Genomic DNA, 26161 nt, shown 5'->3' with positions numbered 1-26161 from the left:
TGGGCCGTGCCAAGAGTCGGTTTTGGATGCCGCAGGCCGCGGTTTTGCTGGATTCGTTCGGTCTTACTGGTCTGAACAGTTTGGCGGCGTTTCGCACCCCGATAGCGCATTGCCGGATTTCTCCGAACCCCCATGGGGCACGACTTGCCGGGCGTCGTGAATAGCTTTACAACTGACCGCTCATTGGCCTGGTTCGTCTGAAAAACCATGAACTCGATCTCTCGCGCCGTACCTGAAGTGGCGCTGCAAGCCATCCGTAAACTGATCACCGAGCAAGGTTTCGGGCCGGGCGATGCCTTGCCCTCGCAACGGGATTTGGCGGTGCAATTAGGCGTCAGCCGCGCGTCGCTGCGCGAAGCGTTGTCGTCGTTGAGCGCGTTAGGGGTGATCAGCATCCAGCCGGGCAAAGGCGTGTTCGTGCAGTCACCGGTTGATTTGCCGCGAGGTGATGCGGGGCTGAGTTGGCCGTTCGCGGCCCAGGCCTCGCCGCTGGACATCTTCCAGTTGCGCTATGCCCTGGAAGGCTTTGCCGCCGGTTTGGCAGCGGTGACCCTGAGCACTCACGAGCTCGATGCACTGGAAGATAACGTCGCCGCCATGCGCCTCGAATTGAAGGCCGGCGACTTCGAGGCTGCGGCGCGACTTGATTTCGAGTTTCACCGGCGCATCCTGCTGGCGAGCGGCAATCAGGCGATGCTGAGCATTCTGACGGCCAGCGCCGACATCTTTCTGGAGAGCCAAAAGCTACCGTTCATCAGGGCCGAGCGGGCCATGGAAACGTGGCAGGAACACCGCAAAATCCTCCGCGCACTGGCCCGGCGGGCGTCTGGCGCAGCGCAGAAGGCCATGCAAGAACATGTGCGTAACGCGGCACTGCGCACTGGAATTGCCTTCGTCGCTCCCGCCACCTCGTGACTTGAGCTATACCCAAACTCATGCGGCACCATAGCGAGACTCAATCATCTGCACCTTCCTGAACGAGGGAAGGGCGGCTATGATGGGCCACGTTTTTTTGCTTACAACCTGGAGACTTCCATGAGCAGCGATCTTATCAAACACGTCACCGACGCTAGCTTCGACGTCGACGTCCTCAAGGCCGAAGGCGCTGTACTGGTCGACTACTGGGCTGAATGGTGCGGCCCTTGCAAAATGATCGCTCCTGTTCTGGACGAAATTGCTGAAACCTACAAAGGCAAGTTGACCGTTGCCAAACTGAACATCGACGAAAACCAGGAAACTCCGGCCAAGCATGGCGTGCGTGGTATCCCGACCCTGATGTTGTTCAAGAACGGCAACGTTGAAGCGACCAAGGTCGGCGCACTGTCGAAGTCGCAACTGGCTGCTTTCCTCGACGCCAACATCTAAGCGTCGTTTAAGCGTCATCAAAAAGGCCCCGCACATCGCGGGGCCTTTTCGTTATTGAGGGCTAGACGCTCCGAAACTCAGGTGGTACATTCGGCCCCGCACTGGTTTCTCCATTGCCCCCTGCTAGCCGTCGCCGACGCACTCCTTTTCGAATAAGTACGCGATCCTGTCGCCTTCTCTGCGGCGCGGCCTCATTAAGCCCAAAAGCTTAATTTCCCCCCCTCCATAAATGATTACGTCATTCCTATATGAATCTGACTGAACTCAAGCAAAAGCCGATTACCGAACTGCTCGAATTGGCCGAACAGATGGGCATAGAAAATATGGCCCGTTCGCGCAAGCAGGACGTGATTTTCTCCCTGCTCAAAAAGCACGCTAAAAGCGGCGAGGAAATTTCCGGTGATGGCGTGCTGGAGATTCTCCAGGACGGCTTCGGCTTCCTTCGCTCCGCTGACGCTTCCTATCTTGCCGGCCCAGACGATATCTACGTCTCGCCGAGTCAGATCCGTCGCTTCAACTTGCGCACCGGTGACACCATCGTTGGCAAGATCCGTCCTCCAAAGGAAGGCGAGCGTTATTTCGCGCTGCTCAAGGTCGACACGATCAACTACGATCGTCCCGAGAACGCGAAAAACAAGATTCTCTTCGAGAACCTGACCCCGCTGTTCCCGACTGTGCGCATGAAGATGGAAGCCGGCAACGGTTCCACCGAAGACTTGACCGGTCGTGTCATCGACCTGTGCGCCCCGATCGGTAAAGGCCAGCGCGGTCTGATCGTTGCACCGCCGAAAGCCGGTAAAACCATCATGCTGCAGAACATCGCAGCCAACATCGCACGTAACAATCCTGAAGTTCATCTGATCGTATTGCTGATCGACGAACGTCCGGAAGAAGTGACCGAAATGCAGCGCACCGTGCGCGGCGAAGTGGTTGCCTCGACGTTCGATGAGCCGCCAACCCGCCACGTGCAGGTTGCCGAAATGGTGATCGAGAAGGCCAAGCGCCTGGTCGAACACAAGAAAGACGTGGTGATCCTGCTCGACTCCATCACCCGTCTGGCTCGCGCCTACAACACCGTGATCCCGAGCTCCGGCAAAGTACTCACCGGTGGTGTCGATGCCCACGCCCTGGAGAAACCGAAACGTTTCTTCGGCGCCGCGCGGAACATCGAAGAAGGCGGTTCGCTGACCATCATCGCCACCGCGCTGGTTGAAACCGGCTCGAAGATGGACGAAGTGATCTACGAAGAATTCAAAGGCACGGGCAATATGGAACTGCCGCTGGATCGTCGGATCGCCGAAAAACGCGTCTTCCCGGCCATCAACATCAACCGTTCCGGCACCCGCCGCGAAGAGTTGCTGACAGCCGACGACGAGTTGCAACGCATGTGGATCCTTCGCAAGCTGCTGCACCCGATGGACGAAATCGCTGCCATCGAGTTCCTGGTCGACAAGCTGAAAACGACCAAGACCAACGATGAGTTCTTCCTGTCGATGAAACGCAAGTAAGTCGATAAGGCCAAGAAGCCGGGGAAACCCGGCTTTTTGCTATCTGATTTTTGATCAATTGCCAGTTCGTGGTTCTGAACAGAGGGGTTCGGCGCTAAACTGCCACCCCCGAACGGCACGGCCAACACGAGGCTCACGCATGCAGTATCGCGACTTGCGCGACTTTATCAGCGGTCTGGAAAAGCGCGGCGAACTCAAGCGCATCCAGGTTCCGGTGTCCCCAGTGCTCGAAATGACCGAGGTCTGCGACCGCACCCTGCGTGCCAAAGGTCCGGCCCTGCTTTTCGAAAAGCCCACGGGTTATGACATCCCGGTGCTCGGCAACCTGTTTGGCACCCCTGAGCGCGTGGCGCTGGGCATGGGCGCAGAAGCGGTCAGCGAATTGCGCGAGATCGGCAAGCTGCTGGCGTTCCTCAAGGAACCCGAGCCGCCGAAAGGCCTGAAAGATGCCTGGTCCAAGCTGCCGATCTTCCGCAAGATCATCGCCATGGCGCCGAAGGTGGTCAAAGACGCGGTGTGTCAGGAAGTGGTCATCGAAGGCGACGACGTCGACCTCGCGATGCTGCCAGTGCAGACCTGCTGGCCGGGCGATGTCGGCCCGCTGATCACTTGGGGCCTGACCGTCACCAAAGGTCCGAACAAGGATCGCCAGAACCTCGGCATCTATCGTCAGCAGGTGATCGGCCGCAACAAAGTCATCATGCGCTGGCTCAGTCATCGTGGCGGCGCGCTGGATTACCGCGAGTGGTGCGAGAAGCACCCTGGCCAGCCGTTCCCGGTGTCCGTGGCATTGGGCGCTGACCCGGCAACGATTCTCGGCGCTGTAACACCTGTGCCGGACAGTCTCTCCGAATACGCCTTCGCCGGTCTGCTGCGCGGTAACCGCACCGAACTGGTGAAGTGCCGTGGCAACGACCTGCAGGTTCCGGCGACCGCCGAGATCATCCTTGAAGGCGTGATCCATCCGGGCGAGATGGCCGATGAAGGTCCCTACGGCGACCACACCGGCTACTACAACGAAGTCGACAGCTTCCCGGTGTTCACCGTCGAGCGCATCACCCACCGCATCAAACCGATCTACCACAGCACCTACACCGGGCGTCCGCCGGATGAGCCGGCGATTCTCGGCGTGGCGCTGAACGAAGTGTTTGTGCCGATCCTGCAGAAGCAGTTCCCCGAGATCACTGACTTCTACCTGCCGCCCGAAGGCTGCTCGTATCGCATGGCCATCGTGACCATGAAGAAGTCGTATCCTGGCCATGCCAAGCGGGTAATGCTCGGTGTCTGGTCGTTTTTGCGACAGTTCATGTACACCAAGTTCGTTATCGTCTGTGATGACGACATCAACGCACGCGACTGGAACGACGTGATCTGGGCCATCACCACGCGCATGGACCCCAAGCGCGACACGGTGATGATCGACAACACGCCGATCGATTACCTGGACTTCGCCTCGCCGGTTTCCGGCCTGGGTTCGAAGATGGGGCTCGATGCCACGAATAAATGGCCGGGCGAAACCACTCGCGAGTGGGGCCGGGTGATCGTCAAGGACGAAGCCGTTACCCAGCGGATCGATGCCATCTGGAATCAGTTAGGAATAGATTGATGCGTGTAACCTTGCAGCCCTCCGGAGCAGTGCTAGAGATTCTGCCCGGCGAGCGGATTCTCGACGGCGCACGGCGTCTGGGCTATGAATGCCCGCAAAGCTGTCGAAACGGCAATTGCCACGTGTGCGCCGCGCTGTTGGTGGAAGGGCGGGTCGAACAGGAAGGCGGTGTGCGCGACCATGGCGAGTTCTACACTTGCATTGCAGAGCCGCTGGAAGACTGCATCGTGCTGTGGGATGGCGTGCTCGCGCTGGGAGAATTGCCGGTGCGCAGCTTGTCATGTCAGGTCATTGAGTGCAGGGACGTCGGCGGCGATACCTGGCGTGTACGTCTGCGAGCTCCGGCTGGCAAGCCACCGCGTTATCACGCCGGCCAGTACTTGATGATCGAGCGCGAGAATGGGGAGAAATCCGCATTTTCCCTGGCCTCGGCACCGCATGGCGGGCGTGATCTGGAAATTCATGTACTGGCGCGCGAAAGCAGTGCGCTGAGCCTGATCGACCAGTTGCAACGCAACCCGATGGTGCGGATCGAAATGCCATTCGGCGACACCCATCTGGCGGAACTGCCGGACGGTCCACTGGTGCTGATTGCCGCGGGCACCGGCATGGGCCAGATCCATAGCCTGATCGAACATTGCCGCGCCAAGGGCTTCAAGCATCCGGTGCATCTGTATTGGGGCGTGCGTCGTCCTGAAGACTTTTATGCCATCGAACATTGGGACGAATGGCTGAAACTGCCCAACCTGTTCCTGCATAAAGTCGTCAGCGATCAATGCGGCTGGCAGGGGCGCTGCGGGATGCTGCATGAGGCGGTGTGCGAGGACTTCCCCGATCTGAAACCCTTGCATGTCTACGCCAGCGGCTCTCCGGCCATGGTCTACGGCACGCTGGATGCTTTGGTCGAAGCTGGGATGGATGCCCATCAAATGCGCGCAGATGTATTTGCGTACGCGCCGCGATCTTGATCCGCGATTTTGATCCCCCGCTCTTAATCGTTATAACTCTCTATATAGCCGATCGGTATTTATAAAATTATATAAATGCCGGTAGGTTATATGTCATTCAGGCAATTATTTAAGAACTGTGCCGTGGCACTTAAATTGCCTTAAAACTTATGTGCCTTATTGTTACAGCGGTGCGTTCTATTAAGTAATTCTTCATCCGCGGGGAGCTGAACGCTAATCGCCATGAGCGCCATTGAATCTGCTTTTTTGAATCTGGCTTACCCTCCGCAGCTCGATCTGGGGCCGCAGCTCACGCACGAACAATTAGTCAGCTCAATGCAGTCGACCATGGCGCGCCACAAGGGCGGGCCGGTGTGGCTGTTCGCTTACGGTTCGCTGATCTGGCGTCCTGAATGTGCAGCGGTGGAGCGAGTGCGGGGTCGTGTGCATGGCTACCATCGCGGTTTGTATTTGTGGTCCCACGAACATCGCGGCACACCCGAAGTGCCTGGGCTGGTATTCGGCCTGGATCGCGGTGGTTCTTGCAGCGGCTTCGCCTATCGCTTGCCGGAAGAACAACTTGAAGCCTCTCTTTACGCACTTTGGCTGCGCGAAATGCCATTCCCGTCCTATCGCCCACACTGGCTCAACTGCCGTCTTGAAGACGGAAGTCAGGTTCAGGCGTTGGGGTTCGTGTTGGAGCGGCATCTGCCCAGCTATGCGGGCAACTTGCCGGATCACGTGCTGAGTCATGTGTTCGAAAACGCTTGCGGGCGTTACGGCACGACTCGCGATTATGTCGAGCAGACCGCCCACGCCCTGCGTAGCCACGCCATGCCAGACCGGAATCTGGAGGCGCGGCTCAAGCGCTGCAAATCAAAAACCGATCAGGCGATTGCTTCGCGGCTCTGACTGGCGACTTGTTTGTGCCACAGCGTCGGCGCCAGGAACGCCATCGCCAGCAGGCACGCGCCGATCAGCAAGACGAAACCGCCATCCCAACCGAAGTGGTCCACGGTGTAGCCCATCGCTGCACTGGCCGCGACCGACCCCCCCAGATAACCGAACAGACCCGTGAAGCCCGCTGCCGTACCGGCGGCTTTCTTCGGCGCCAATTCCAGCGCTTGCAGGCCGATCAGCATCACCGGGCCGTAAATCAGGAAGCCGATCGAGACGAGCGCGATCATGTCGACTGTCGGGTTGCCGGCCGGGTTGAGCCAGTACACCAGGGTCGCCACGGTCACCAAAGCCATGAACACCATGCCGGTCAGGCCACGGTTGCCACGGAAGATCTTGTCCGACATCCAGCCACAGAGCAGCGTGCCCGGAATACCTGCCCATTCGTAGAAGAAGTAGGCCCACGAGGTTTTATCCACAGTGAAGCCCTTGGCTTCCTTGAGGTAGGTCGGTGCCCAGTCCAGCACGCCGTAGCGCAACAGGTAGACGAAGACGTTGGCCAGGGCGATGTACCAGAGCATTTTGTTGCGCAGCACGTACTTGACGAAGATTTCCTTGGCGCTGAATTCTTCTTCGTGGCTGGCGTCGTAGCCTTCCGGATAGTCGTTCTTGTACTTCTCGATCGGCGGCAGGCCCACCGATTGCGGGGTGTCGCGCATGGTGACGAAGGCAAACACCGCCACCGCCATGGCGACCGCCGCCGGCACGTAAAACGCTGCGTGCCAATCATTGAACAGGCCCATGCCGAGCAGGAACAGCGGGCCGATCAGGCCGCCACCGACGTTATGCGCCACGTTCCACAAGGACACTACTCCACCGCGTTCCTTCTGCGACCACCAGTGCACCATCGTCCGCCCACTCGGCGGCCAGCCCATACCCTGGGCCCAGCCATTGATAAAGAGCAGGATGAACATGATGGTCACGCTGGACGTCGCCCAGGGCGCGAAGCCGAAAATGAACATCACACCGGCCGATACCAACAAGCCGAAGGGCAGGAAGAAACGCGGATTGGAACGGTCGGACACAATGCCCATCAGGAACTTGGAAAGGCCATAGGCAATGGCAATGGCCGACAGCGCCAGGCCCAACTCGCCGCGGGTATAGCCCTCTTCGATCAGATAGGGCATGGCCAGGGAGAAGTTTTTGCGCAGCAGGTAATAGCCGGCATAACCGATAAAAATACCGGCGAAGATCTGCCAGCGAAGGCGTCGGTAGGTGTTGTCTATTTTTTCTTCAGGCAATGGAGCCTGATGTGCGGCAGGACGAAAGAAAGCAAACATTCAAGAGCTCCAGATTTCTTGTTTTGACTGCGGATGCGAATGTTACAGTTTCGTTACCGAAAATAGCACCGGTTCGCATCGGCCAAATAGCGGAAATGCTGGAGATTGCATGTTCTTTTATGAACATGTCGCTCAGGTATAAATGTAGGGCGTTGTGGGAAAGGTTACTTGCAGATCTACGTGCAGCATTTCGGTCCAGGGTAGGACGAGGCTTTGGGAAATGTCCTTCGTGTGTATGGGAAGTCGTGGCGTTTTGTTCCCAGGACAATAAAAAGCGGTCTGAACAACTTCATTTGAAGTCCAGACCGCTGCATTGGGCTCAGCGAACCTGAACCACCACTTTCCCGACCGCTTTGCGCTGGCCAAGATCATTGATCGCCTGCCCCGCATTGCTCAGTGGATACACTTGCGACACCAACGGCTTCAACTTGCCCTCGGCGAACCAGCCAAACAATTGCTGGAAGTTCGCCGCGTTGTCTTGAGGCTGGCGCTGGGCGAATGAGCCCCAGAACACGCCGATCACCGCTGCGCCTTTGAGCAGCGCGAGGTTCACGGGGAGTTCGGGGATGCGTCCGCTGGCGAAGCCGACAACCAGCAGGCGGCCATTCCACGCGATGGCGCGGATGGCCTGGTCGAACAGATCGCCGCCGACCGGGTCGTAGATCACGTCGGCGCCTTGGCCATCGGTCAGGCGCTTGATTTCGTCCTTGAGACTGGTTTCGCTGTAGTTGATCAACTCATCGGCACCGGCGGCCTTGGCTACTGCGAGTTTTTCGGCGCTGCTGGCGGCGGCGATCACGCGGGCGCCCATGGCTTTGCCGATTTCCACGGCGGCCAGGCCGACACCCCCGGACGCGCCGAGTACCAGCAAGGTTTCACCCGGTTGCAGGTTTCCCCGTTGCTTGAGCGCGTGCATCGAAGTGCCATAAGTCATGCTGAACGCGGCGGCGGTGTTGAAATCCATCGATGGCGGAATGGGCAGCACGTTGTAGCCCGGCACCGCGACCTGTTCGGCGAAACTGCCCCAGCCGGTCAGCGCCATGACCCGATCGCCAACCTTGAGGTGACTGACCTTTTCGCCTACTTGGCTGACTACGCCAGCGGCTTCGCCACCCGGGGAAAACGGGAAGGGCGGTTTGAACTGGTATTTGCCCTCGATGATCAGCGTGTCCGGGAAATTCACCCCGGCGGCGTGCACGTCCAGCAGGATTTCATTCTTCTTCGCGACAGGACTGGCGACGTCTTCCAGCACCAGCGATTCGGCAGGGCCGAAGGCTTTGCACAGCACGGCTTTCATCAGGGCTATTCCTTTGGGAGTGATGGCCGATAAGTGTAGGTGTGTGAGTCGATGGGTCAACGAGCATGCCCGGCCCTGATAGTCAGCCATAAGCTTGTGCTTGAGCGGCGGGTCGTTATGCTAGGCCGCAAACCGGATAAGGAGCGAATTGTGAAAGCGTGGATCATGTTGTTGCTGGCCCTGTCTCTGCCTGTGGCAGCGATGGCCGAAGAAGCCAAAGAAGGTGCAGCGCCGAAGGTCAATTACATCACCCTGAGCCCGCCGTTCGTGGGCAATTACGGGCTGGACGGGACGCCGAAGCTCAAGGTCTACAAGGCCGATGTGGCGTTGCGAGTGACCGGTGAAGAGGCGACCAAACTGGTGAAAGCCAACGAACCGTTGATTCGTAATCAACTGGTGGCGTTGTTTGCCCAGCAGACCACTGAAGCGATGAACAACGTCGAGGCCAAGGAAAAGCTGCGTCAGGAAGCCCTCAAGCAGACCCAGCAAATCATGAGCGACGAAACCGGCCAGCCGGTGGTTGAGGATTTGTTGTTCAACAACCTGATCATCCAGTAATGCTGGATCTGTAGGAGCAAAGCTTGCTCGCGATAGCGCCCACAAGACCGCCATCGCCGGCAAGCCGTGCTCCTGCATTCAGGACGCCAGACTCTTGCGAAACCGCATTAGCGCAATTGCAAAGAACAGCAGCCCAATGACCGTGAGTGCCAGCAAGTCCGGCCAGACCACGCTCAGCCCGGCGTCGCGAAACAGTATCGCGGCGCTGAGGCTGACGAAGTGCGTCGATGGCGAACCCTGCATCACCCATTGCAGCCATTGCGGCATGCTGTCGAGTGGCGTACTGCCACCAGATAGCAGCAACATCGGGATAATTACCGGAATCGCCAACAAGCCGAACTGCGGTGTCGAGCGGGCGAGGGTCGCGAGGAATATCCCCAGGGCTGTGCTGGCGAACAGATAAACGGCAGTCACCAGCAAAAATAAGGTTATCGAGCCGGCCAGCGGCACGCCGAGCGCACCTTTGACGATCACTTCCAGCGACAGCCAGGTGCACAGCACCACCACCAGCATGTTGCTCCAGATTTTCGCCAGCATGATTTCCAGCGCTGTCAGCGGCAGCACCAGCAAATGGTCGAGGGTGCCGTGTTCGCGCTCACGCAGCAGCGCCGTGCCGGTCAGGATGATGGCGAGGATGGTGATGTTATTGACGATCTGAATCACCGCCAGGAACCAGCCTCCCTCCAGATTCGTATTGAACAGCGAGCGAGTGGTCAGCAGGACTGGCGCTTTACTCGCCACATCGCTCTGGCCGCTGTAATTCAACAATTCGCGCTGGAAAATCCGCCCTATGTAACCCGCCCCCATGAACGCCTGGCTCATGGCTGTGGCGTCGACATTCACTTGCACGGCAGGCTGGCGACCGGCCAACAAATCCGTCTGAAAGTTCGCCGGCACGTTGATCACAAACGTGTACTGGCCGCTGTCCATGACCTGATCGAGTTGCCCATAAGGCAGCAAGACCGGGCGTTGAAACTCCGGCGGTTGCAGTGCCTGCGCCAGTTGTCGCGACACTAGGCTGTGATCTTCGTCCACGATAGCCACGCTGGTGTTATGCACGCCGATCACCGAGCCGGCAGCCGGCATATAGATCGCCACCGTGAAGGCGTAGAAGAGGAACAGCAGCAGGACGCTGTCATGCCGCAGGCTGGTGAGTTCCTTGAGACCCAGGCGCAGGATGTGCGCGAGCTTGTGCATCAGGCCTCCTGCTTTTTCAGCATGACCAGGCTGAGCCCGGTGAATCCGAGAAAGAACCCGAACAGCGCCAGGCATTGTGGCCAAAGCTGTCGTATGTCCAGGGCCTTGGTGAAAGTGCCTACCGCGATATCGAGAAAGTGACCCGCGGGGAACAGCATGCCCATCACGGATGCCGCACCCTCCAGGGACGAGCGCGGCACAATCAGCCCGGAAAACTGGATGGTCGGCAAGCTGGTGATGATCATGGTGCCGAGGATGGCCGCGATCTGGGTTCGGGTGAACGCCGAGATCAACAAGCCCATGCTGGTAGTTGCCAGCACATAAAGCAGTCCACCAAAGGTCAGGGTCAGGAAGCTGCCCTTGAACGGTACACCGAACAGCCACCGGTTCATCGCGGCTAGCACGGCGAGGTTGATCAGACTGATTGCCAGATACGGTGCCTGTTTGCCCAGCAGGAATTCGAGTCGGGTCAGCGGCGTGGCGTAGAAGTTGGTGATCGAACCCAGTTCTTTCTCCCGTACGATGCCCAGCGCTGTCAGCATGGCCGGAATGAACGCCAGGATCAGCGCCATGACGCCGGGGCCGATGGCGTTGACGCTGACCACGTCCTGGTTGTAGCGGAAGCGGGTTTCCAGTCGGGCGGCTGCTTGGCGGTTCAGCGCGGGGCTGCTCTGTTCGGCCAGCTGTTCAATATTGGCCAGGTGCACGGCCTCGACGTAGTTGCGGCTGGTCTCGGCGCGAAACGGCATGCCACCATCGAGCCAGGCAGCCACGACCGGTTGACGCCCGGCGTACAAGTCCCGGCCAAAACCCGGCGCAATCTCAAGTGCCAGTTTGATTTCAGAACGCTGAAGGCGGCGATGCAGCTCTTTGGCATCGCGGATAGAGGGTTGTTCGTCGAAATACCGAGAGCCGCGAAAGGCTTCCAGATACGCGCGGCTCTGCGGCGTCTGATCCTGATCGTAGACGGCGAAGGCGAGTTTCTCTACGTCCAGGGAAATGCCGTAGCCGAAGATCACCATCATGAAAATTGCCCCGAGCAGGGCAAAGGCCATCCGCACTTTGTCGCGCAGCAGTTCCTTACCCTCACGACTTGCTACCGCCATCAGGCGCCCGAGACTGAAGCCGCGATCTTTCTTGGGCATGGCCGGCATGACGGGCGCATTCGCAGGCTCTGGAGGTTTCGCTGGTTCAGGCGTGTTTTGGGCCTGCTCCAGGCATGTGACAAATGCAGCTTCCAGTGTTTCGCCTTTGAACTGTTGTTGCAGTGCTGGCGGCGTATCGCAAGCCAGCACCTTGCCGGCATGCATCAACGAGATGCGATCGCAACGTTGGGCTTCGTTCATGAAATGGGTGGAGAGGAAGATGGTCACACCTTGTTCACGGGACAACTCGATCAGCAGTCGCCAAAAGTCGTCCCGCGCCGCCGGGTCGACGCCGGAAGTCGGTTCGTCGAGGATCAATACTTCCGGGCGATGCAACACCGCCACCGCCAGGGACAGGCGTTGGCGCAAGCCCAAAGGCAGCGCCCCGGACTGCTGATCGCAAACGCTGCCCAGGTTGAAGCGCTGGATCAGCTCATCGATGCGTTGTGTGCTTTGGGTTGTGGGCAAGTCGAACAGGCGTGCGTGCAAATCCAGGTTCTGCCGCACGCTGAGTTCGCCATACAGAGAAAAGCTCTGGGACATGAACCCGACCCGTTTGCGGGTGGCCAGGTCCTTGGCATTCACCGGGTTACCCAGCAGCGTGGCACTGCCTTCACTGGCGGGTATCAGCCCGGTGAGGACTTTCATCGTGGTGGTTTTGCCGCAGCCGTTGGAACCGAGAAAGCCAAAGATTTCGCCACGACCGATGGCAAAACTGACCTTGTCTACAGCAGTGAAGTCGCCGAAGCGCAGGGTCAGAGCGTGGGCTTCGATAGCGATATCGGTGGTGGTGCCGGTTCGAGGCGGGATCACCAGAGGCTGATAGTCGTGGCTGCTGTCGCCCTGATAGTGGGTGAAGGCTTCGTCGAGTTTGCCGCTGGTTGTGACTGCCCGTAATTCCTTGCTTAACCCGGTGGCAATCAGCTTGCCGCCATCGAGCATCAGGCAATGCTCGAACTGCTCGGCCTCCTCCATATACGCGGTGGCAACCAGCAGTGTCAGTTGTGGACGCTGGCGCCGCACATCGTCAATCAGTTCCCAGAAGTGCCGACGGGACAGGGGATCGACGCCGGTTGTCGGTTCATCAAGGATCAGCAGATCCGGCTCGTGGATCAACGCACAACACAGGCCCAGCTTCTGTTTCATGCCGCCGGACAGTTTGCCGGCCGGGCGCTCGGCAAAGCGCAACAGGTCGGTGGCCAATAACAGATTGTGCATGCGCTGATCGCATTCAGCTTTTGACAGGCCGAACAGGGTGGCGAAAAAGTGGATGTTCTCGCTGATCGACAACTCGGGGTAAAGGTTGCCCCCCAGGCCTTGGGGCATGAAGGCGATGCGCGCATAGAGGGTATTGCGATGGCGGCGATCCTGGATTGAGCCGCCGAGCACTTCCAAATGGCCCTGCTGCAGCGTTTTCACCCCGGCGATCAGCCCCAGCAGACTCGATTTTCCAGCGCCATCGGGGCCGATCAACCCGCAACGGGTTCCGGCGGGCAGGCTGAACGTGATGTCACTGAGCGCCTGTTGTTTGCCGTAGCGATGATTGATGCCGGTCGCTTGAACCGCCTGGCCGGTCATTGCAGATTGGCCGGCCAGGCAACGGAGGTGGTGCGCACATAGCCAGCACCGGGCATGCCGGGTTTGGCTTGCGGCATTGCCTTGGGATCCGTCAGGTGTAACTTGACGCGGAACACCAGTTTTTGCCGCTCATCGCGGGTCTCGACCTCTTTGGGGGTGAATTGCGACTTGGCAGCCACAAAGCTGATTTTTGCCGGCAGGGGACGGTCGGGCAGGGCATCGAGCAAAATCCGCGCTTCATCGCCCACCGCCAGGCGTCCAGTCACGGAGGCCGGGAGGTAGAGGTTCATGTATTGATCGTTGGGGTCGATCAGCAGTAATACGCGTCCCCCAGCCCCCAGCACCTCACCGGCTTCGGCCATGCGCAGCTGGATCACTCCGTCGATAGGGGCTCGCAAACTGCTGTCATCGATTTCGCTGGTCAACATCGCGACTTGGGCTTGTGCCGCACCAATCGCTGCGCCAACGGCTGACACCTGGGCTCTAGACGAGGCGACCGAAGCGATGCTGGTGTCGAGACGTGCCTGCTGTTGATCGATAATCTGGCCGCTGACGAAACCGTGTTTGAACAGTTCCTGAGAGCGCTTGAGTTCCTGCCGGGCCAGCAGTTGCTCGCTCTGACGCAATTGCACGTTGGCTTGTGCGGCGTTGAGGTTTTCCCGGGCGCGCAACACTTCAGCTTCGGCCTGGTGGCGTTGGGCTTCAAGGGTGCGGGTGTCCATGCGGGCCAGCAGTTGGCCCTTGGTGACCTTGTCGCCTTCATCGACAAGCACCTCTGCCAGTCGGCCCGATGTCTTGCTGGCGATCTGCACTTCGGTGGCTTCGAGACGGCCGTTGCCGACATACAAACCTTCGGGCAACCGGTCATGCATCGACTTCCAGTAGCCAAAACCACCGGCGGCCAGCAGCAGTACCATTAAAGCGCTGGTGAAAAAAATTGAAGAGCGGCTGTGCATAGACATGCGGGCATCCTGCGGCTGTTGCGTCCTAGTCTGGTTGATCGAACGCCGAGGCGCGTTGATACCAGTCAACTGGGGGCCAAGCCTAACCCTGTTCGGTGCTGAAAAGAGGGTGACCGGGTGGTTCTGCTGTATTTAACGTAAATCGAGCACCGCAGCCCATTGCGCGTTTGTCACCGGCATCACCGACAGGCGCGAACCTTTCTGCACCAGCGGCATCTCGGCCAGCGCCGCCTGCTGTTTCAGGTAATCCAGCTTAAGCACCTTGGGAAACGTCTCGACATGCGCGACATCGATCGCGCTCCAGGCGTTTTTCTCTGCCGTGGCTTTCGGATCGTAGTAAGGGCTTTCCGGCTCCAGCGCCGTCGGGTCCGGATATGCGGCTTCGACGATCTTTCCGATCCCGGCGATCCCCGGTTCGGGGCAGCTTGAGTGATAGAAGAAAAACTCGTCGCCTACGGCCATGGCCCGCAGAAAATTACGCGCCTGGTAGTTGCGAACCCCGTCCCAGCGCGCCTTGCCGAGCGTCTCCAGGTCCTTGATCGAGAGTTCGTCGGGCTCGGATTTCATCAGCCAATAAGCCATGGTTTTTGCTCCTTGCGAAGTGGTGGGCAAGTTGTCCGGGGATTTTATGACAAACCGACGGTCGGTTGACGCCAGTGTTTGCGTGTCGGTTCACGTTGTCGCAAAATGCCGGCCTTCTAAGCTTGACGCTGCTGCACGGCCTACACCTGAAACGGAAACCGCTGCTGTCATCGTGTTGATGTGCCTTTGGGGGGCAATCGATGAAACGCAAACCGGATTTACTATGGATTTTGGTTATTTTGTTCGGCCTCGGCGTCGTGACTACCGGCTATGCCCAAAGCCTGTGGAGCAACAAGACCGACGCACCGATCGAAATCGCGCAGCAACAACAGCCGTCGGCCTTCAAGCGCTGAACCTGTCTTCGGGCGCCGCTGATTCCAGTGGCGTCTAGCCGGCGAAATACCGCGCCTTGTCTGTCACCGTTCCCTGTAACGGCACATCCCAGCTCGCTTGAGCCAATCGTTCGACCTTCTGACATTCATGGGCCAGCCCCAATAGCGTCGGCTTGCGCCAGTTTTTACGTCGTGCCAGGTACGCCAGGCTTCGATCATAAAAACCACCGCCCATGCCCAGGCGTCCGCCGACATCGTCAAATCCCACCAATGGCAACAACACCAGATCGAGCGCCCAGACTTTGCGTTGCCGGGCGAGGTTGTGCCGGGGTTCGAGAATACGGAAGCGGTTGGGTTTGAGTTTTTCGCCGGGGCGAATTCGCTGGAACACCATTTTGGTTCGTGGCCAGGCGCTGAGTACCGGCAGATACGTCGCCTTGCCCCGACGTTGAGCGGCACGCAGCAAAATGCGCGGGTCGATTTCACCGTCGGTGGGCAAATACAGGGAGATATGTTTAGCGCGGCGAAACAACGGCTGCTGGGCCAGTTGCTTGTACAGCCCGCGAGCGGCCTGGCGTTGCTGACTGGGTGTCAGTGCGCGGCGGGCCTTGCGCAGCATGCGTCGAAGTTGCGGGCGGGGCAGCAGCGCAGGTTCGGTCATGGATTCGGCTTCAGAAGGGCAAGTACGTAAAGCGTACCCGTAAAAAAGCCGATGCCGGTATTTAAACCGGCATCGGACTGGAATCAGGCTCCCCGGATGAACCGCTGCTGACTTAGCCCTTGAACCCGAAAGTTCAAGGTGGAAGATGCAGTAGGCTTTAAGGCTTTCCGTCTAGCGGACATGCACACCAGCCCAACGTGCAACTTCCAGGGTAGTGCGAATCGGCTCAGGGACGTGGTCAACTGGCAAGCACCCCAGGGAGTGATGCGAGTATACCCCAAGCGGTTTCGCGTTTCAGCCCTTGGTGACGTCCGGATCGGTTGCGAGCACCAGATCGACGCGATCCAGCAGGTCGCGAACCTGCTCACGGGTCGAGCCGCTGGCCTGTACATCCGGGCGTTCTTCCTTGTGCAGAAGGTCGTGGGTGATGTTCAGGGCGGCCATCACGGCGATGCGATCGGCGCCGATGACTTTGCCGCTGCTGCGGATTTCGCGCATCTTGCCGTCCAGGTAACGGGCGGCGCTCACCAGGTTGCTGCGCTCTTCCTGGGGGCAGATGATCGAATATTCTTTATCGAGGATCTGCACGGTAACGCTATTGCTTGAACTCATGAGTCTTGCTCCAGGGCCTTGAGGCGCGAAATCATTGATTCGACCTTACGCCGGGCGATTTCGTTCTTTTCAATGAGGTGAGCGCGTTCCTCGCGCCAGGTCTTTTCCTGAGCTAATAGGAGTCCGTTTTGACTCTTTAGTTGCTCGACGCGGCTAATTAGCAGTTCGAGTCTGGCCATCAGCGCTTGCAGGTCGGTGTCTTCCATTGTGTCCACTGAAAATGTGTCAGATGGGTGGTAGCTGGCGGACAGCCTTTAATAGTCTTGGCGAGTCTGTCGATGTAGGATACAAGGCCTTCATTCTAGACATAGCGCCGTCTGGCGCCTAGCTGCCCATGCCCATTCAGAATTCCCCGTACCAAGCCTTCGCCAAACTGCTGACTTCCAGCGGTCATAACGTCTCGCCTGCCGAATTGCATGGCCTGTTGCTCGGCCGCAGTTGCGCCGGTGCCGGTTTCGATGCCGAAGGCTGGCTGGTCGATGCCGCCGAACTGCTCGAGAGCGAGCCGCAGGATAACGTCCGCAACGCCTTGATCGGCTTGCAGGAGATGGTCAAGGGCGAGCTCACCGGCGACGACGTGACCGTCGTTCTGTTGCTGCCGACCGATGACGAGCCACTGGCCGACCGTGCCGCCGCACTGGGCCAATGGTGCCAGGGTTTCCTCAGCGGTTTTGGCCTGAACTGCCGTGACAGCAGCATGCTGAGCACCGAGGCCACCGAAGTGCTTCAGGACCTGGCGGCTATTTCACAGGTGCAAGACGCCCTGGAAGAGTCCGACGACGGCGAAAGCGATTACATGGAAGTGATGGAGTACCTGCGCGTCGCGCCACTGCTGCTGTTCACCGAAAACAAAAAGCCGGACGCGCCGGCTGCCGCCAAACCGTCGTTGCATTAATCGCGTGCCAGGGAAAGCCATCTGCCCATGATTCATATCCCGAAATCGGAATACAGCCGTCGCCGCAAGGCCCTGATGGCGCAGATGGAACCCAACAGTATCGCCATCCTGCCCGCCGCCGCCGTTGCGATCCGCAACCGCGACGTCGAGCACGTCTACCGTCAGGACAGCGACTTCCAGTACCTCAGCGGTTTTCCCGAGCCTCAGGCGGTCATCGTTTTGATGCCTGGGCGTCTGCACGGCGAATACATTCTGTTCTGCCGTGAACGCAATGCCGAACGCGAGTTGTGGGACGGCCTGCGCGCCGGGCAGGAAGGCGCGATTCGCGACTTTGGCGCCGACGACGCCTTCCCCATCACCGACATCGACGACATCTTGCCGGGCCTGATCGAAGGTCGCGACCGGGTGTATTCGGCCATGGGCAGCAATCCGGAATTCGACCGGCACCTGATGGACTGGATCAACGTGATCCGCTCTAAAGCGCACCTCGGCGCCCAGCCGCCGAACGAATTCGTTGCCCTGGATCACCTGCTACACGACATGCGCCTGTATAAATCGGCGGCAGAAGTGAAGGTGATGCGCGAAGCCGCACGGATTTCCGCCCAGGCGCACATCCGTGCGATGCAGGCCAGTCGTGTGGGGCTGCATGAGTTCAGCCTCGAAGCCGAACTCGACTACGAATTCCGCAAGGGCGGGGCGAAAATGCCGGCCTACGGCTCGATCGTCGCCGCTGGGCGCAACAGCTGCATCCTGCATTACCAGCAGAATGACGCGGTGCTCAAGGACGGCGATCTGGTATTGATCGACGCCGGTTGTGAGATCGACTGCTACGCCAGCGACATCACCCGCACCTGGCCGGTCAACGGCAAGTATTCAGCGGAACAGAAGGCAATCTACGAGTTGGTGCTGGCGTCGCAAGAAGCCGCGTTTGCGGAAATTGCCCCGGACAAACACTGGAATCAGGCCCACGAAGCCACGGTCCGGGTGATTACCACCGGTCTGGTAAAGTTGGGCCTGTTGCAGGGCGACGTCGACGAGTTGATCGCCAGCGAAGCCTATAAAGCGTTCTACATGCACCGCGCCGGCCACTGGCTGGGCATGGATGTGCATGATGTCGGCGAATACAAGGTCGGCGGGGAATGGCGTGTATTGGAAGTCGGCATGGCGCTGACCGTAGAGCCGGGCATCTACATTGCCCCGGGCAACCAGAACGTAGCGAAAAAATGGCGCGGCATTGGCGTGCGCATCGAGGACGACGTAGTGGTCACCAAAACCGGCTGTGAAATCCTGACCAAAGGCGTACCGAAAACGGTCGCCGAGATCGAGGCCTTGATGGCCGCCGCGCGGACACAAGCGGCATGAGTCGAGTCAATCTGGCAATCATCGGTGGTGGCCTGGTCGGCGCCAGTCTGGCGTTGGCGTTGCAGGCGGGGGCCAAGGCTCGTGGCTGGAAGATCGTGCTGATCGAACCGTTCGCCCCCGGCGATACTTATCAACCGAGCTACGACGCCCGTTCCTCGGCGTTGTCCTACGGTGCCAAGCAGATTTATCAACGGTTGGGCGTGTGGCAGGAAATCTCCCGCCGCGCCGAGCCGATCAAACAGATTCATGTCTCCGACCGTGGACGCTTTTCCACCGCGCGATTGTCGGCGATGGAAGAAGGCGTTCCGGCGCTGGGTTATGTGGTGGAAAACGCCTGGCTCGGCCAATGCCTCTGGCAGGGGCTGGACAAGGACGTGATCAGCTGGCGTTGCCCGGCGGAAGTCACGCGCATGGAGCCGCTGATTGATGGCTATCGCCTGACCCTCAACGACGAAACCACTCTGGAATGCGAGCTTGCGGTGCTGGCTGATGGCGGCCGTTCCGGCCTGCGCGAGCAACTGGGGATCGGCATCAAAAAGCGCCCGTATAACCAGAGCGCGTTGATTGCCAACATCACGCCGAGTGAAGCGCACAACGGCATGGCCTTCGAGCGTTTCACCGATGACGGGCCGATGGCCTTGTTGCCGTTGCCGGAAAACCGCTGTGCATTGGTCTGGACCCGATTGGGCATGGACGCGCAACGGCTGGCGGCCCTCGATGAAAAGAGTTTCCTCAGCGAGCTGCAAGGCGTGTTCGGTTATCGCCTCGGCACGTTGAAACAGGTTGGCGCGCGGCATTTGTACCCGCTGACATTGATCGAGGCCGAAGAGCAGGTGCGTCCGCACCTGGCGATTCTCGGCAATGCTGCCCACAGCCTTCACCCAATTGCCGGGCAAGGTTTCAACCTGTCGTTGCGTGATGCTCAAGCGCTGGCCGATGCATTGCTGGGCAGCGAAACATCTCCCGGCGACTTTGCGACCTTGCAGGCCTACCGCGAGCGTCAGCGTCTGGATCAGAACCTGACCGTGGGTTTCTCCGATCAGGTCACCCGTTTGTTCGGCAGCACTCAACCCTTGGTTTCCCTGGGCCGCAACATCGGCCTGCTCGGGCTGGACCTGTTGCCGCCGGCCAAACGCTGGTTCGCGCGGCAGGCCATGGGGCTGGGTACGCGTCCCGATGCTTGAGTGGTTCGGCAGCTGCTACCCGCCGTACCTCGGCGCGGGCACTTTGGTTAAATCCCTTTTTAGGCGGCTCAAGCCGCAAGCGAGACAGGCTTAAAGCATGGAAATGCGCGCAGATCTGCTGATTGTCGGGGCCGGAATGGTCGGCAGCGCCCTGGCGCTGGCGTTGCAGGACAGCGGGCTGGAAGTCCTGCTGCTGGACGGCAGCCCCCTGAGCGTCAAACCATTCGATGCTCAGGCTTCGTTCGAGCCGCGAGTCAGCGCCTTATCGATTGCCAGCCAGCGGATTCTTGATCGTCTGGGCGTCTGGGACGGCATCGCCAAACGGCGCAGCAGCCCCTACACCGACATGCAGGTTTGGGACGGCAGCGGCACCGGGCAAATCCATTTCTCGGCGGCCAGTGTGCATGCCGACGTGCTGGGGCATATCGTCGAGAACCGCGTGGTTCAGGACGCCTTGCTCGACCGCCTGCACGACTGCGATCTCGGCATGTTGGCCAATGCGCGCCTGGAGCAAATGCGTCGTTCCGGCGATGACTGGTTGCTGACCCTGGCCGATGGCCGCACCTTGCGCGCACCTTTGGTGATCGCAGCGGATGGCGCCAATTCCGCCGTTCGGCGTCTGACCGGCATGGCGACGCGCGAGTGGGACTACCTGCACCATGCGATTGTCACCAGCGTGCGCAGTGCCAAACCTCATCAACTGACCGCGTGGCAGCGCTTCACCGACAACGGTCCGCTGGCGTTCTTGCCGCTGGAGCGTGATGGTCAGCAGGATTGGTGTTCGATCGTCTGGTCGACCACCCCGAGCGAAGCCGAACGCTTGATGGCGCTGGATGACGACGGTTTCTGCAAAGAGCTGGAGCGGGCCTTCGAAGGCCGACTGGGCGAGGTGGTCAGCGCCGACCCGCGCCTGTGCGTACCGCTACGCCAGCGTCATGCCAAGCGTTATGTGGCTGAAGGTCTGGCGTTGATCGGGGATGCGGCGCACACCATTCACCCATTGGCCGGGCAGGGCGTGAACCTGGGTTTTCTCGATGCCGCCGTGCTGGCCGAAGTGCTGTTGCAAGCGGCCACGCGTGGCGAACGTCTGGCGGATGTGAAAGTGCTCAGCCGTTACGAACGTCGGCGCATGCCCCACAACCTGGCGTTGATGGCGGCGATGGAAGGCTTCGAGCGTCTCTTCCAGGCCGATCCGTTGCCGATTCGCTGGTTGCGCAATGCCGGGTTGAAGATGGTCGATCAGATGCCCGAAGCCAAGGCGCTGTTCGTGCGTGAGGCGCTGGGGTTGACCGGTGATTTGCCCGCGTTGGCCAAAGCCTGACCTGTGGCGAGGGGGCTTGCCCCCGTTGGGTTGCGAAGCAGCCCCGGCATATCTTCAGACAAACCTTGCATTTCGATTTGCGACCGCTTCGCGCTCGAACGGGGGCAAGCCCCCTCGCCACATTGTCCATGGTTCCGTGCAACATCTGGTAACGTCTCCACCAACTGTTCGATTGAGAAGGTAAATGTGAGTCCATATCATTTGGCTTCATTTTTTCAATCGAGGATCGCTCCCATGTTGGTACCGAAGCGTCTATTGACCGCGCTCGCCCTGACCCTGATTGGTAGCACTGCGGCCCAGGCCGCTGACGAGGTGGTGGTTTATTCCTCGCGTATCGACGAGCTGATCAAGCCGGTCTTCGATGCCTACACCGCAAAAACCGGTGTGCAGGTGAAGTTCATCACCGACAAGGAAGCGCCGCTGATGCAGCGGATCAAGGCCGAGGGCGAGAACGCCACCGCGGATCTGCTGCTGACCGTCGATGCCGGCAACCTCTGGCAGGCCGAGCAAATGGGCATACTGCAACCGTTCACCTCCAAGGTGATCGACGCCAACATCCCGCTGCAATACCGCTCATCCGCCCATGCCTGGACTGGCCTGAGCCTGCGGGCGCGGACCATTGCTTACTCCACCGATCGGGTGAAACCCGGTGAGTTGACCACCTACGAGGCGCTTGCGGATAAGCAGTGGGAAGGCCGCCTGTGCCTGCGCACGTCGAAGAAGGTCTACAACCAGTCCCTGACCGCCACCATGATCGAAGTCCATGGCGCCGACAAAACCGAGAAAATTCTCAAGGGCTGGGTGAATAACCTGTCCACCGATGTGTTCTCCGATGACGTCGCGGTGCTGGAAGCCATCAACGCGGGTCAATGCGACGTCGGTATCGTCAATACCTATTACTACGGTCGTCTGCACAAGCAGAAGCCAGACCTGCCGGTGAAGCTGTTCTGGCCAAACCAGGGTGACCGTGGCGTGCACGTCAACCTGTCGGGCATCGGCCTGACCAAACACGCCCCGCATCCGGAAGCCGCCAAGGCGCTGGTAGAGTGGATGACCACGCCTGAAGCGCAGAAGATTTTCGCTGACGTGAACCAGGAATTCCCGGCCAACCCTGCGGTTCAACCTTCTGCAGAAGTGGCGGGCTGGGGCAAGTTTGTGGCTGATACGTTGCCTGTGGAAATTGCCGGCAAGCGCCAGGCTGAAGCGATTCGCATGATGGATCGGGCTGGCTGGAACTGACCCCCCACCGTTATTGTGGCGAGCGGCTACCTGTGGCGAGGGAGCTTGCTCCCGCTGGGCTGCGAAGCGGCCCCGTTGGCGTCGACAGGTCAGGATCGAGATGATCTGATAACCTCCTGCGGCTGCTTCGCACCCGAGCGGGAGCAAGCTCCCTCGCCACAAAATGGAGCCGACTTCAGGTTAGAGTTGGCCCAATATTTTCTAGAGAATCTCCTTGGCCCACCCCGCCCAACGCCGCTGGTACCCCCTGGTCTTCGCCATCGCTGCGCTGGTCCTGTTGCCCCTCAGCGTTTTGCTGTTGTCATGGCAAACCGTCGATCTTCAAATCTGGTCCCACCTCTGGGATACCCAAATGCCGCGCTTGCTGGGCAATACCCTGACCCTGGTGCTCGGCGTCGGTATCGGTGTGACGCTCTTGGGTGTAAGCCTGGCCTGGCTCACCAGCCTCTGCGAATTCCCCGGTCGGCGCTGGCTGGACTGGGCGCTGATGCTGCCATTCGCGATTCCCGCCTATGTGTTGGCGTTCGTCTTCGTCGGCCTGTTGGATTTCGCCGGGCCCGTGCAAACCCTGTTGCGCGAATGGTTCGGCACGGGGTTGAGGTTGCCGCGCGTGCGCTCCACCGGCGGAGTGATTCTGGTCCTGGTGCTGGTCTTTTATCCCTACGTTTACCTGTTGGCGCGAACCGCATTCCTGGCTCAGGGCAAAGGCTTGATGGAAGCGGCGCGAGTCCTGGGGCAATCCCCGTGGCAAGCGTTCTGGCGAGTCGCGTTGCCCATGGCGCGCCCGGCCATCGGCGCTGGCGTGGCGCTGGCGTTGATGGAAACCCTGGCGGATTTCGGCGCGGTGTCGGTGTTCAACTTCGACACGTTCACCACCGCCATTTACAAGACCTGGTACGGATTCTTCAGCCTCTCCACCGCTGCGCAACTGGCCAGCCTGTTGCTGCTGGTGGTGATGGTCGTGCTGTACGGCGAGCGCCGTGCACGCGGGGCCAACCGGGCGAGCAACGAACGACCGCGGGTCAAGGCGTTGTATCACCTGCGCGGTTTCAAGGCGCTGGCGGCCATGAGTTGGTGCGGCCTGGTGTTCGCCTGCGCTTTCGTCATTCCCGTGCTTCAACTGGTGGTGTGGTTCTGGCAGCGCGGGCGTTTCGACCTCGATGAGCGTTACGCGGGACTGATCGTCCATACCCTGTACCTGGGCGGCATGGCGGCGCTGATCACCGTCAGTGTTGCTTTAGTGCTGGCGTTTGCCCGGCGTCTGGCACCGACCCGAGCGATCCGCTCCGGCATCAGCCTGGCCAACCTCGGTTACGCCTTGCCGGGTTCGGTGCTGGCGGTGTCGATCATGCTGGCGTTCAGTTACCTGGACCGCGAACTGGTGATCCCGTTGTCGGGTTGGCTGGGCGGCGCCGGCAAGCCATTGCTGCTGGGCAGCCTGTCGGCGTTGTTGCTGGCCTACCTGGTGCGTTTCATCGCGGTGGCTTATGGGCCGCTGGAAAGCAGTCTGGCGCGAATACGGCCATCTTTGCCTGAAGCGGCACGTAGCCTTGGCGTCAGTGGGCCACGACTGTTTTTCAAAGTGTATCTGCCGTTATTGCTGCCTGGAACGTTGAGCGCCGCGTTGCTGGTGTTCGTCGATGTGCTCAAGGAAATGCCCGCGACCCTTCTGATGCGCCCGTTTGGCTGGGACACGCTGGCGGTACGCATCTTCGAAATGACCAGCGAAGGCGAGTGGGCGAGAGCCTCGTTGCCTGCCCTGACCCTGGTTTTGGTCGGGCTGTTACCGGTCATCGGATTGATTCGGCGTTCAGCGCATCGAAACGCCTAGGTGCCAGTCCTACACCTTGAGGCTACAATGCGCGGCATTCGGTGCGGTCCGTCCTACGGACCAGGTAGCTGAAATCGGCTGAAAGCCTTCTATTTCAAGGCTTTCACCCCGTGCAGTACCGGCCCGCACCTTCGCCACGCCCGGAAGGAGAAACCCATGGGACAGCGCACGCCTCTGTATGACCTTCATCTCGCCCTCGGCGCGAAGATGGTCGATTTTGGCGGTTGGGATATGCCTTTGCATTACGGCTCGCAGGTCGAGGAACACCATCAGGTGCGCCGCGATTGCGGTGTTTTCGATGTATCCCACATGACCGTGATCGATGTCAGCGGCCCTCAGGCCAAGGTTTGGCTCCAGCATTTGCTGGCCAATGATGTCGAACGTCTGCACAGCCCTGGCCGTGCCCTGTACAGCACCATGCTCAACGAGCGCGGCGGCATCGTCGACGACATGATCGTCTACCGTCTCGACGACGGGTATCGGCTGGTGGTCAACGCCTCCACCCGTAATCAGGACCTCGCCTGGATGCAGGCTCACCTCGAAGGTTTCAAGGTGCAGCTCAACGAGCGCTCCGAGTTGGCGATGCTGGCCATTCAGGGGCCCCACGCCCGGCACAAAATCTCGGAACTGGTGACCCAGTCCCGGGGCAACCTGATTCAGATGCTCAAGCCCTTCGAAGGCCAGGCCGATGGTGACTGGTTCATCGCACGCACGGGCTACACCGGCGAAGATGGCCTGGAAATCGTTCTGCCGGCCAATCAAGCGCCAGGATTTTTCAACGATCTGGTGGGCGCGGGCATCTCGCCGATCGGCCTCGGGGCACGCGATACGCTGCGGGTCGAAGCCGGTATGAACCTCTACGGTCAGGACATTCATCAAGACGTTTCACCACTGGCCTCCAACATGGCCTGGAGCATTGCGTGGGAACCGGCCACTCGCCAGTTCATCGGCCGCAGCGCTCTTGAAGCCGAACGGGCGGGTGGTGTGCAGCACAAACTGGTCGGTCTGGTCCTTGAGGAGCGTGGGGTTTTGCGCGCTCATCAAGTGGTCCGCATCGCCAATGTTGGCGAAGGGGAGATCACCAGTGGTAGTTTCTCTCCTACGCTTAGCAAGTCGATTGCCCTGGCGCGCGTGCCGATGGCGACAGCCGACCGCGCAGAAGTGGAAATCCGTGGCAAGTGGTACCCGGTCCGAGTGGTCAAACCGACCTTCGTACGCCATGGCAAAACCTTGATCTAACCTTTTCTGGCGGGCAACGACCGCTGACAATTCTCTTGAGGACACAGAACATGAGCGATATTCCTGCCGACCTGCGTTTTGCCGAAAGTCACGAGTGGGCCCGTCTCGAAGCCGATGGCAGCGTCACCGTGGGCATCAGCGATCACGCTCAGGAAGCCTTGGGCGACGTGGTGTTCGTTGAGCTGACCGAAGTCGGGACAGTCTTCGCTGCCGGTGATCAATCCGGTGTGGTGGAGTCGGTTAAAGCCGCTTCGGACATCTACTCCCCGGTTGCCGGTGAAGTGATTGCCATCAACGAAGAACTGAGCGCTAACCCTGAGTTGCTCAACTCCGACCCGTACGGTGCCTGGATCTTCAAGCTCAAGCCAAGCAACGCTGGCGATCTGGACAAGCTGCTCGATGCAGCAGGCTACAAGGCCGCCATCGGCGAGTAAGCCTTAAGCGTCACCCCCCAAAGCCCCGACTTGTCGGGGCTTTTTTATTCTCAAAATCAAAAGATCGCA

25 protein-coding genes and 1 other RNA gene are annotated in these 26161 nt (G+C 59.7%); 16 read left to right on the top strand and 10 right to left on the bottom strand.

The annotated features are described in order from the left end of the window. Positions 1–207: 207 nt before the first annotated feature. From ACQ4OB_RS22145 to ACQ4OB_RS22120, 6 genes are all read left to right on the top strand, one after another. Positions 208–915, top strand: a complete 708-nt coding sequence (locus ACQ4OB_RS22145; protein WP_102616166.1) for a FadR/GntR family transcriptional regulator — start codon at positions 208–210, stop codon at positions 913–915. 120 nt (positions 916–1035) lie between these two features. Beyond that, a complete protein-coding gene (trxA, locus tag ACQ4OB_RS22140; protein WP_008150340.1) occupies positions 1036–1365 on the top strand; it encodes a thioredoxin TrxA in 330 nt (109 codons plus the stop codon). 248 nt (positions 1366–1613) lie between these two features. Continuing rightward, entirely contained in the window at positions 1614–2873 is a 1260-nt protein-coding gene (gene rho / locus ACQ4OB_RS22135) for a transcription termination factor Rho (RefSeq protein WP_007942421.1), read from the top strand. Between the two features lie 139 nt (positions 2874–3012). Next, positions 3013–4479, top strand: coding sequence for a 4-hydroxy-3-polyprenylbenzoate decarboxylase (ubiD, locus tag ACQ4OB_RS22130; protein ID WP_008150342.1), 1467 nt, complete (start codon positions 3013–3015; stop codon positions 4477–4479). Next, positions 4479–5447, top strand: a complete 969-nt coding sequence (locus ACQ4OB_RS22125; protein ID WP_430956448.1) for a CDP-6-deoxy-delta-3,4-glucoseen reductase — start codon at positions 4479–4481, stop codon at positions 5445–5447. Before ubiD ends, ACQ4OB_RS22125 begins: the two co-directional genes overlap by 1 nt. 222 nt (positions 5448–5669) lie before the next feature. Continuing rightward, entirely contained in the window at positions 5670–6338 is a 669-nt protein-coding gene (locus ACQ4OB_RS22120; protein ID WP_430956447.1) for a gamma-glutamylcyclotransferase, read from the top strand. On the opposite strand, the gene glpT is transcribed toward ACQ4OB_RS22120, so the two are convergent. Both glpT and ACQ4OB_RS22110 read right to left on the bottom strand, forming a co-directional pair. Further along, entirely contained in the window at positions 6314–7663 is a 1350-nt protein-coding gene (glpT, locus tag ACQ4OB_RS22115; protein WP_074871843.1) for a glycerol-3-phosphate transporter, read from the bottom strand. The two genes, ACQ4OB_RS22120 and glpT, sit on opposite strands and share 25 nt — an antisense overlap. A 319-nt stretch (positions 7664–7982) precedes the next feature. Further along, positions 7983–8960, bottom strand: a complete 978-nt coding sequence (locus tag ACQ4OB_RS22110; protein ID WP_074871841.1) for an NADPH:quinone oxidoreductase family protein — start codon at positions 8958–8960, stop codon at positions 7983–7985. Between the two features lie 150 nt (positions 8961–9110). Between ACQ4OB_RS22110 and ACQ4OB_RS22105 the strand changes: the two genes are divergently transcribed. After that, positions 9111–9518 carry a flagellar basal body-associated protein FliL gene (locus tag ACQ4OB_RS22105; RefSeq protein ID WP_076029349.1) on the top strand — a complete coding sequence of 136 codons (408 nt, stop codon included), beginning with the start codon at positions 9111–9113 and terminating at the stop codon, positions 9516–9518. Between the two features lie 78 nt (positions 9519–9596). On the opposite strand, the gene ACQ4OB_RS22100 is transcribed toward ACQ4OB_RS22105, so the two are convergent. The 4 genes from ACQ4OB_RS22100 to ACQ4OB_RS22085 form a co-directional block, all read right to left on the bottom strand. Then, positions 9597–10715, bottom strand: coding sequence for an ABC transporter permease (locus tag ACQ4OB_RS22100; RefSeq protein WP_430956446.1), 1119 nt, complete (start codon positions 10713–10715; stop codon positions 9597–9599). Continuing rightward, complete coding sequence (gene rbbA, locus ACQ4OB_RS22095; RefSeq protein WP_430956445.1) at positions 10715–13438, bottom strand: ribosome-associated ATPase/putative transporter RbbA; 2724 nt, start codon at positions 13436–13438, stop codon at positions 10715–10717. The genes ACQ4OB_RS22100 and rbbA overlap by 1 nt, the downstream gene beginning before the upstream one ends. Next, complete coding sequence (locus ACQ4OB_RS22090) at positions 13435–14400, bottom strand: HlyD family secretion protein (protein ID WP_430956444.1); 966 nt, start codon at positions 14398–14400, stop codon at positions 13435–13437. The genes rbbA and ACQ4OB_RS22090 overlap by 4 nt, the downstream gene beginning before the upstream one ends. A 132-nt stretch (positions 14401–14532) precedes the next feature. Then, positions 14533–14982: an EVE domain-containing protein gene (locus tag ACQ4OB_RS22085; RefSeq protein WP_430956443.1), complete on the bottom strand. Its 450-nt coding sequence runs from the start codon at positions 14980–14982 to the stop codon at positions 14533–14535. A gap of 200 nt (positions 14983–15182) precedes the next feature. Between ACQ4OB_RS22085 and ACQ4OB_RS22080 the strand changes: the two genes are divergently transcribed. Next, a complete protein-coding gene (locus tag ACQ4OB_RS22080) occupies positions 15183–15335 on the top strand; it encodes a hypothetical protein (protein WP_008024268.1) in 153 nt (50 codons plus the stop codon). Between the two features lie 34 nt (positions 15336–15369). On the opposite strand, the gene ACQ4OB_RS22075 is transcribed toward ACQ4OB_RS22080, so the two are convergent. The 4 genes from ACQ4OB_RS22075 to ACQ4OB_RS22060 form a co-directional block, all read right to left on the bottom strand. Further along, positions 15370–15975 (bottom strand): 5-formyltetrahydrofolate cyclo-ligase, encoded by a 606-nt coding sequence (locus tag ACQ4OB_RS22075; protein WP_074871830.1) that lies wholly within the window; start codon positions 15973–15975, stop codon positions 15370–15372. A gap of 85 nt (positions 15976–16060) precedes the next feature. After that, a non-coding RNA gene (ssrS, locus tag ACQ4OB_RS22070) (6S RNA) lies at positions 16061–16239 on the bottom strand. 30 nt (positions 16240–16269) lie between these two features. Then, positions 16270–16587 (bottom strand): cell division protein ZapA, encoded by a 318-nt coding sequence (locus tag ACQ4OB_RS22065; protein ID WP_007942435.1) that lies wholly within the window; start codon positions 16585–16587, stop codon positions 16270–16272. Next, entirely contained in the window at positions 16584–16793 is a 210-nt protein-coding gene (locus ACQ4OB_RS22060) for a TIGR02449 family protein (RefSeq protein ID WP_007942437.1), read from the bottom strand. Before ACQ4OB_RS22060 ends, ACQ4OB_RS22065 begins: the two co-directional genes overlap by 4 nt. Positions 16794–16921: 128 nt before the next feature. Here ACQ4OB_RS22060 and ACQ4OB_RS22055 point away from each other — a divergent pair, with 128 nt between their 5' ends. The 8 genes from ACQ4OB_RS22055 (at position 16922) to gcvH (ending at position 26092) form a co-directional block, all read left to right on the top strand. After that, a complete protein-coding gene (locus ACQ4OB_RS22055; RefSeq protein ID WP_102616160.1) occupies positions 16922–17482 on the top strand; it encodes a YecA family protein in 561 nt (186 codons plus the stop codon). A gap of 27 nt (positions 17483–17509) precedes the next feature. Then, positions 17510–18844 (top strand): Xaa-Pro aminopeptidase, encoded by a 1335-nt coding sequence (gene pepP / locus ACQ4OB_RS22050; protein WP_076029353.1) that lies wholly within the window; start codon positions 17510–17512, stop codon positions 18842–18844. Beyond that, the gene (gene ubiH / locus ACQ4OB_RS22045) at positions 18841–20028 is read left to right on the top strand and encodes a 2-octaprenyl-6-methoxyphenyl hydroxylase (protein WP_430956442.1); all 1188 of its coding nucleotides are present in this window, start codon (positions 18841–18843) and stop codon (positions 20026–20028) included. The genes pepP and ubiH overlap by 4 nt, the downstream gene beginning before the upstream one ends. A gap of 103 nt (positions 20029–20131) precedes the next feature. Then, positions 20132–21349 (top strand): 2-octaprenyl-3-methyl-6-methoxy-1,4-benzoquinol hydroxylase, encoded by a 1218-nt coding sequence (locus tag ACQ4OB_RS22040; protein WP_162842867.1) that lies wholly within the window; start codon positions 20132–20134, stop codon positions 21347–21349. Positions 21350–21583: 234 nt separating this feature from the next. Further along, positions 21584–22588, top strand: a complete 1005-nt coding sequence (locus tag ACQ4OB_RS22035) for an extracellular solute-binding protein (protein WP_074871821.1) — start codon at positions 21584–21586, stop codon at positions 22586–22588. Between the two features lie 214 nt (positions 22589–22802). Then, a complete protein-coding gene (locus ACQ4OB_RS22030; protein WP_430956441.1) occupies positions 22803–24419 on the top strand; it encodes an ABC transporter permease in 1617 nt (538 codons plus the stop codon). Positions 24420–24575: 156 nt separating this feature from the next. Beyond that, positions 24576–25658 carry a glycine cleavage system aminomethyltransferase GcvT gene (gene gcvT, locus ACQ4OB_RS22025; RefSeq protein ID WP_074871819.1) on the top strand — a complete coding sequence of 361 codons (1083 nt, stop codon included), beginning with the start codon at positions 24576–24578 and terminating at the stop codon, positions 25656–25658. Positions 25659–25708: 50 nt separating this feature from the next. After that, positions 25709–26092 (top strand): glycine cleavage system protein GcvH, encoded by a 384-nt coding sequence (gcvH, locus tag ACQ4OB_RS22020; RefSeq protein ID WP_074871817.1) that lies wholly within the window; start codon positions 25709–25711, stop codon positions 26090–26092. Positions 26093–26161: the final 69 nt, after the last annotated feature.

The sequence above is a fragment of the Pseudomonas sp. ES4 genome (assembly GCF_050586665.1).
In the GTDB taxonomy this organism is placed as follows: Bacteria; Pseudomonadota; Gammaproteobacteria; order Pseudomonadales; family Pseudomonadaceae; genus Aquipseudomonas; species Aquipseudomonas frederiksbergensis.
Note: the sequence above shows the minus strand (reverse complement) of the source record. Positions and strands in the feature narration are given on the sequence as shown.

What these genes read in the sequence shown, in the direction of transcription:
- ACQ4OB_RS22065 (WP_007942435.1), bottom strand. Translation starts at nt 16,587, where the DNA reads ATGAGTTCAAGCAATAGCGTTACCGTGCAGATCCTCGATAAAGAATAT.
- glpT (WP_074871843.1), bottom strand. Translation starts at nt 7,663, where the DNA reads ATGTTTGCTTTCTTTCGTCCTGCCGCACATCAGGCTCCATTGCCTGAA.
- gcvT (WP_074871819.1), top strand. Translation starts at nt 24,576, where the DNA reads ATGGGACAGCGCACGCCTCTGTATGACCTTCATCTCGCCCTCGGCGCG.
- ACQ4OB_RS22075 (WP_074871830.1), bottom strand. Translation starts at nt 15,975, where the DNA reads ATGACCGAACCTGCGCTGCTGCCCCGCCCGCAACTTCGACGCATGCTG.
- ACQ4OB_RS22125 (WP_430956448.1), top strand. Translation starts at nt 4,479, where the DNA reads ATGCGTGTAACCTTGCAGCCCTCCGGAGCAGTGCTAGAGATTCTGCCC.
- ACQ4OB_RS22100 (WP_430956446.1), bottom strand. Translation starts at nt 10,715, where the DNA reads ATGCACAAGCTCGCGCACATCCTGCGCCTGGGTCTCAAGGAACTCACC.
- ACQ4OB_RS22120 (WP_430956447.1), top strand. Translation starts at nt 5,670, where the DNA reads ATGAGCGCCATTGAATCTGCTTTTTTGAATCTGGCTTACCCTCCGCAG.
- rho (WP_007942421.1), top strand. Translation starts at nt 1,614, where the DNA reads ATGAATCTGACTGAACTCAAGCAAAAGCCGATTACCGAACTGCTCGAA.
- trxA (WP_008150340.1), top strand. Translation starts at nt 1,036, where the DNA reads ATGAGCAGCGATCTTATCAAACACGTCACCGACGCTAGCTTCGACGTC.
- ACQ4OB_RS22055 (WP_102616160.1), top strand. Translation starts at nt 16,922, where the DNA reads ATGCCCATTCAGAATTCCCCGTACCAAGCCTTCGCCAAACTGCTGACT.
- ACQ4OB_RS22080 (WP_008024268.1), top strand. Translation starts at nt 15,183, where the DNA reads ATGAAACGCAAACCGGATTTACTATGGATTTTGGTTATTTTGTTCGGC.
- ACQ4OB_RS22040 (WP_162842867.1), top strand. Translation starts at nt 20,132, where the DNA reads ATGCGCGCAGATCTGCTGATTGTCGGGGCCGGAATGGTCGGCAGCGCC.
- ACQ4OB_RS22035 (WP_074871821.1), top strand. Translation starts at nt 21,584, where the DNA reads ATGTTGGTACCGAAGCGTCTATTGACCGCGCTCGCCCTGACCCTGATT.
- pepP (WP_076029353.1), top strand. Translation starts at nt 17,510, where the DNA reads ATGATTCATATCCCGAAATCGGAATACAGCCGTCGCCGCAAGGCCCTG.
- gcvH (WP_074871817.1), top strand. Translation starts at nt 25,709, where the DNA reads ATGAGCGATATTCCTGCCGACCTGCGTTTTGCCGAAAGTCACGAGTGG.
- ACQ4OB_RS22060 (WP_007942437.1), bottom strand. Translation starts at nt 16,793, where the DNA reads ATGGAAGACACCGACCTGCAAGCGCTGATGGCCAGACTCGAACTGCTA.
- ACQ4OB_RS22090 (WP_430956444.1), bottom strand. Translation starts at nt 14,400, where the DNA reads ATGTCTATGCACAGCCGCTCTTCAATTTTTTTCACCAGCGCTTTAATG.
- ubiH (WP_430956442.1), top strand. Translation starts at nt 18,841, where the DNA reads ATGAGTCGAGTCAATCTGGCAATCATCGGTGGTGGCCTGGTCGGCGCC.
- ACQ4OB_RS22110 (WP_074871841.1), bottom strand. Translation starts at nt 8,960, where the DNA reads ATGAAAGCCGTGCTGTGCAAAGCCTTCGGCCCTGCCGAATCGCTGGTG.
- ACQ4OB_RS22085 (WP_430956443.1), bottom strand. Translation starts at nt 14,982, where the DNA reads ATGGCTTATTGGCTGATGAAATCCGAGCCCGACGAACTCTCGATCAAG.
- rbbA (WP_430956445.1), bottom strand. Translation starts at nt 13,438, where the DNA reads ATGACCGGCCAGGCGGTTCAAGCGACCGGCATCAATCATCGCTACGGC.
- ACQ4OB_RS22145 (WP_102616166.1), top strand. Translation starts at nt 208, where the DNA reads ATGAACTCGATCTCTCGCGCCGTACCTGAAGTGGCGCTGCAAGCCATC.
- ubiD (WP_008150342.1), top strand. Translation starts at nt 3,013, where the DNA reads ATGCAGTATCGCGACTTGCGCGACTTTATCAGCGGTCTGGAAAAGCGC.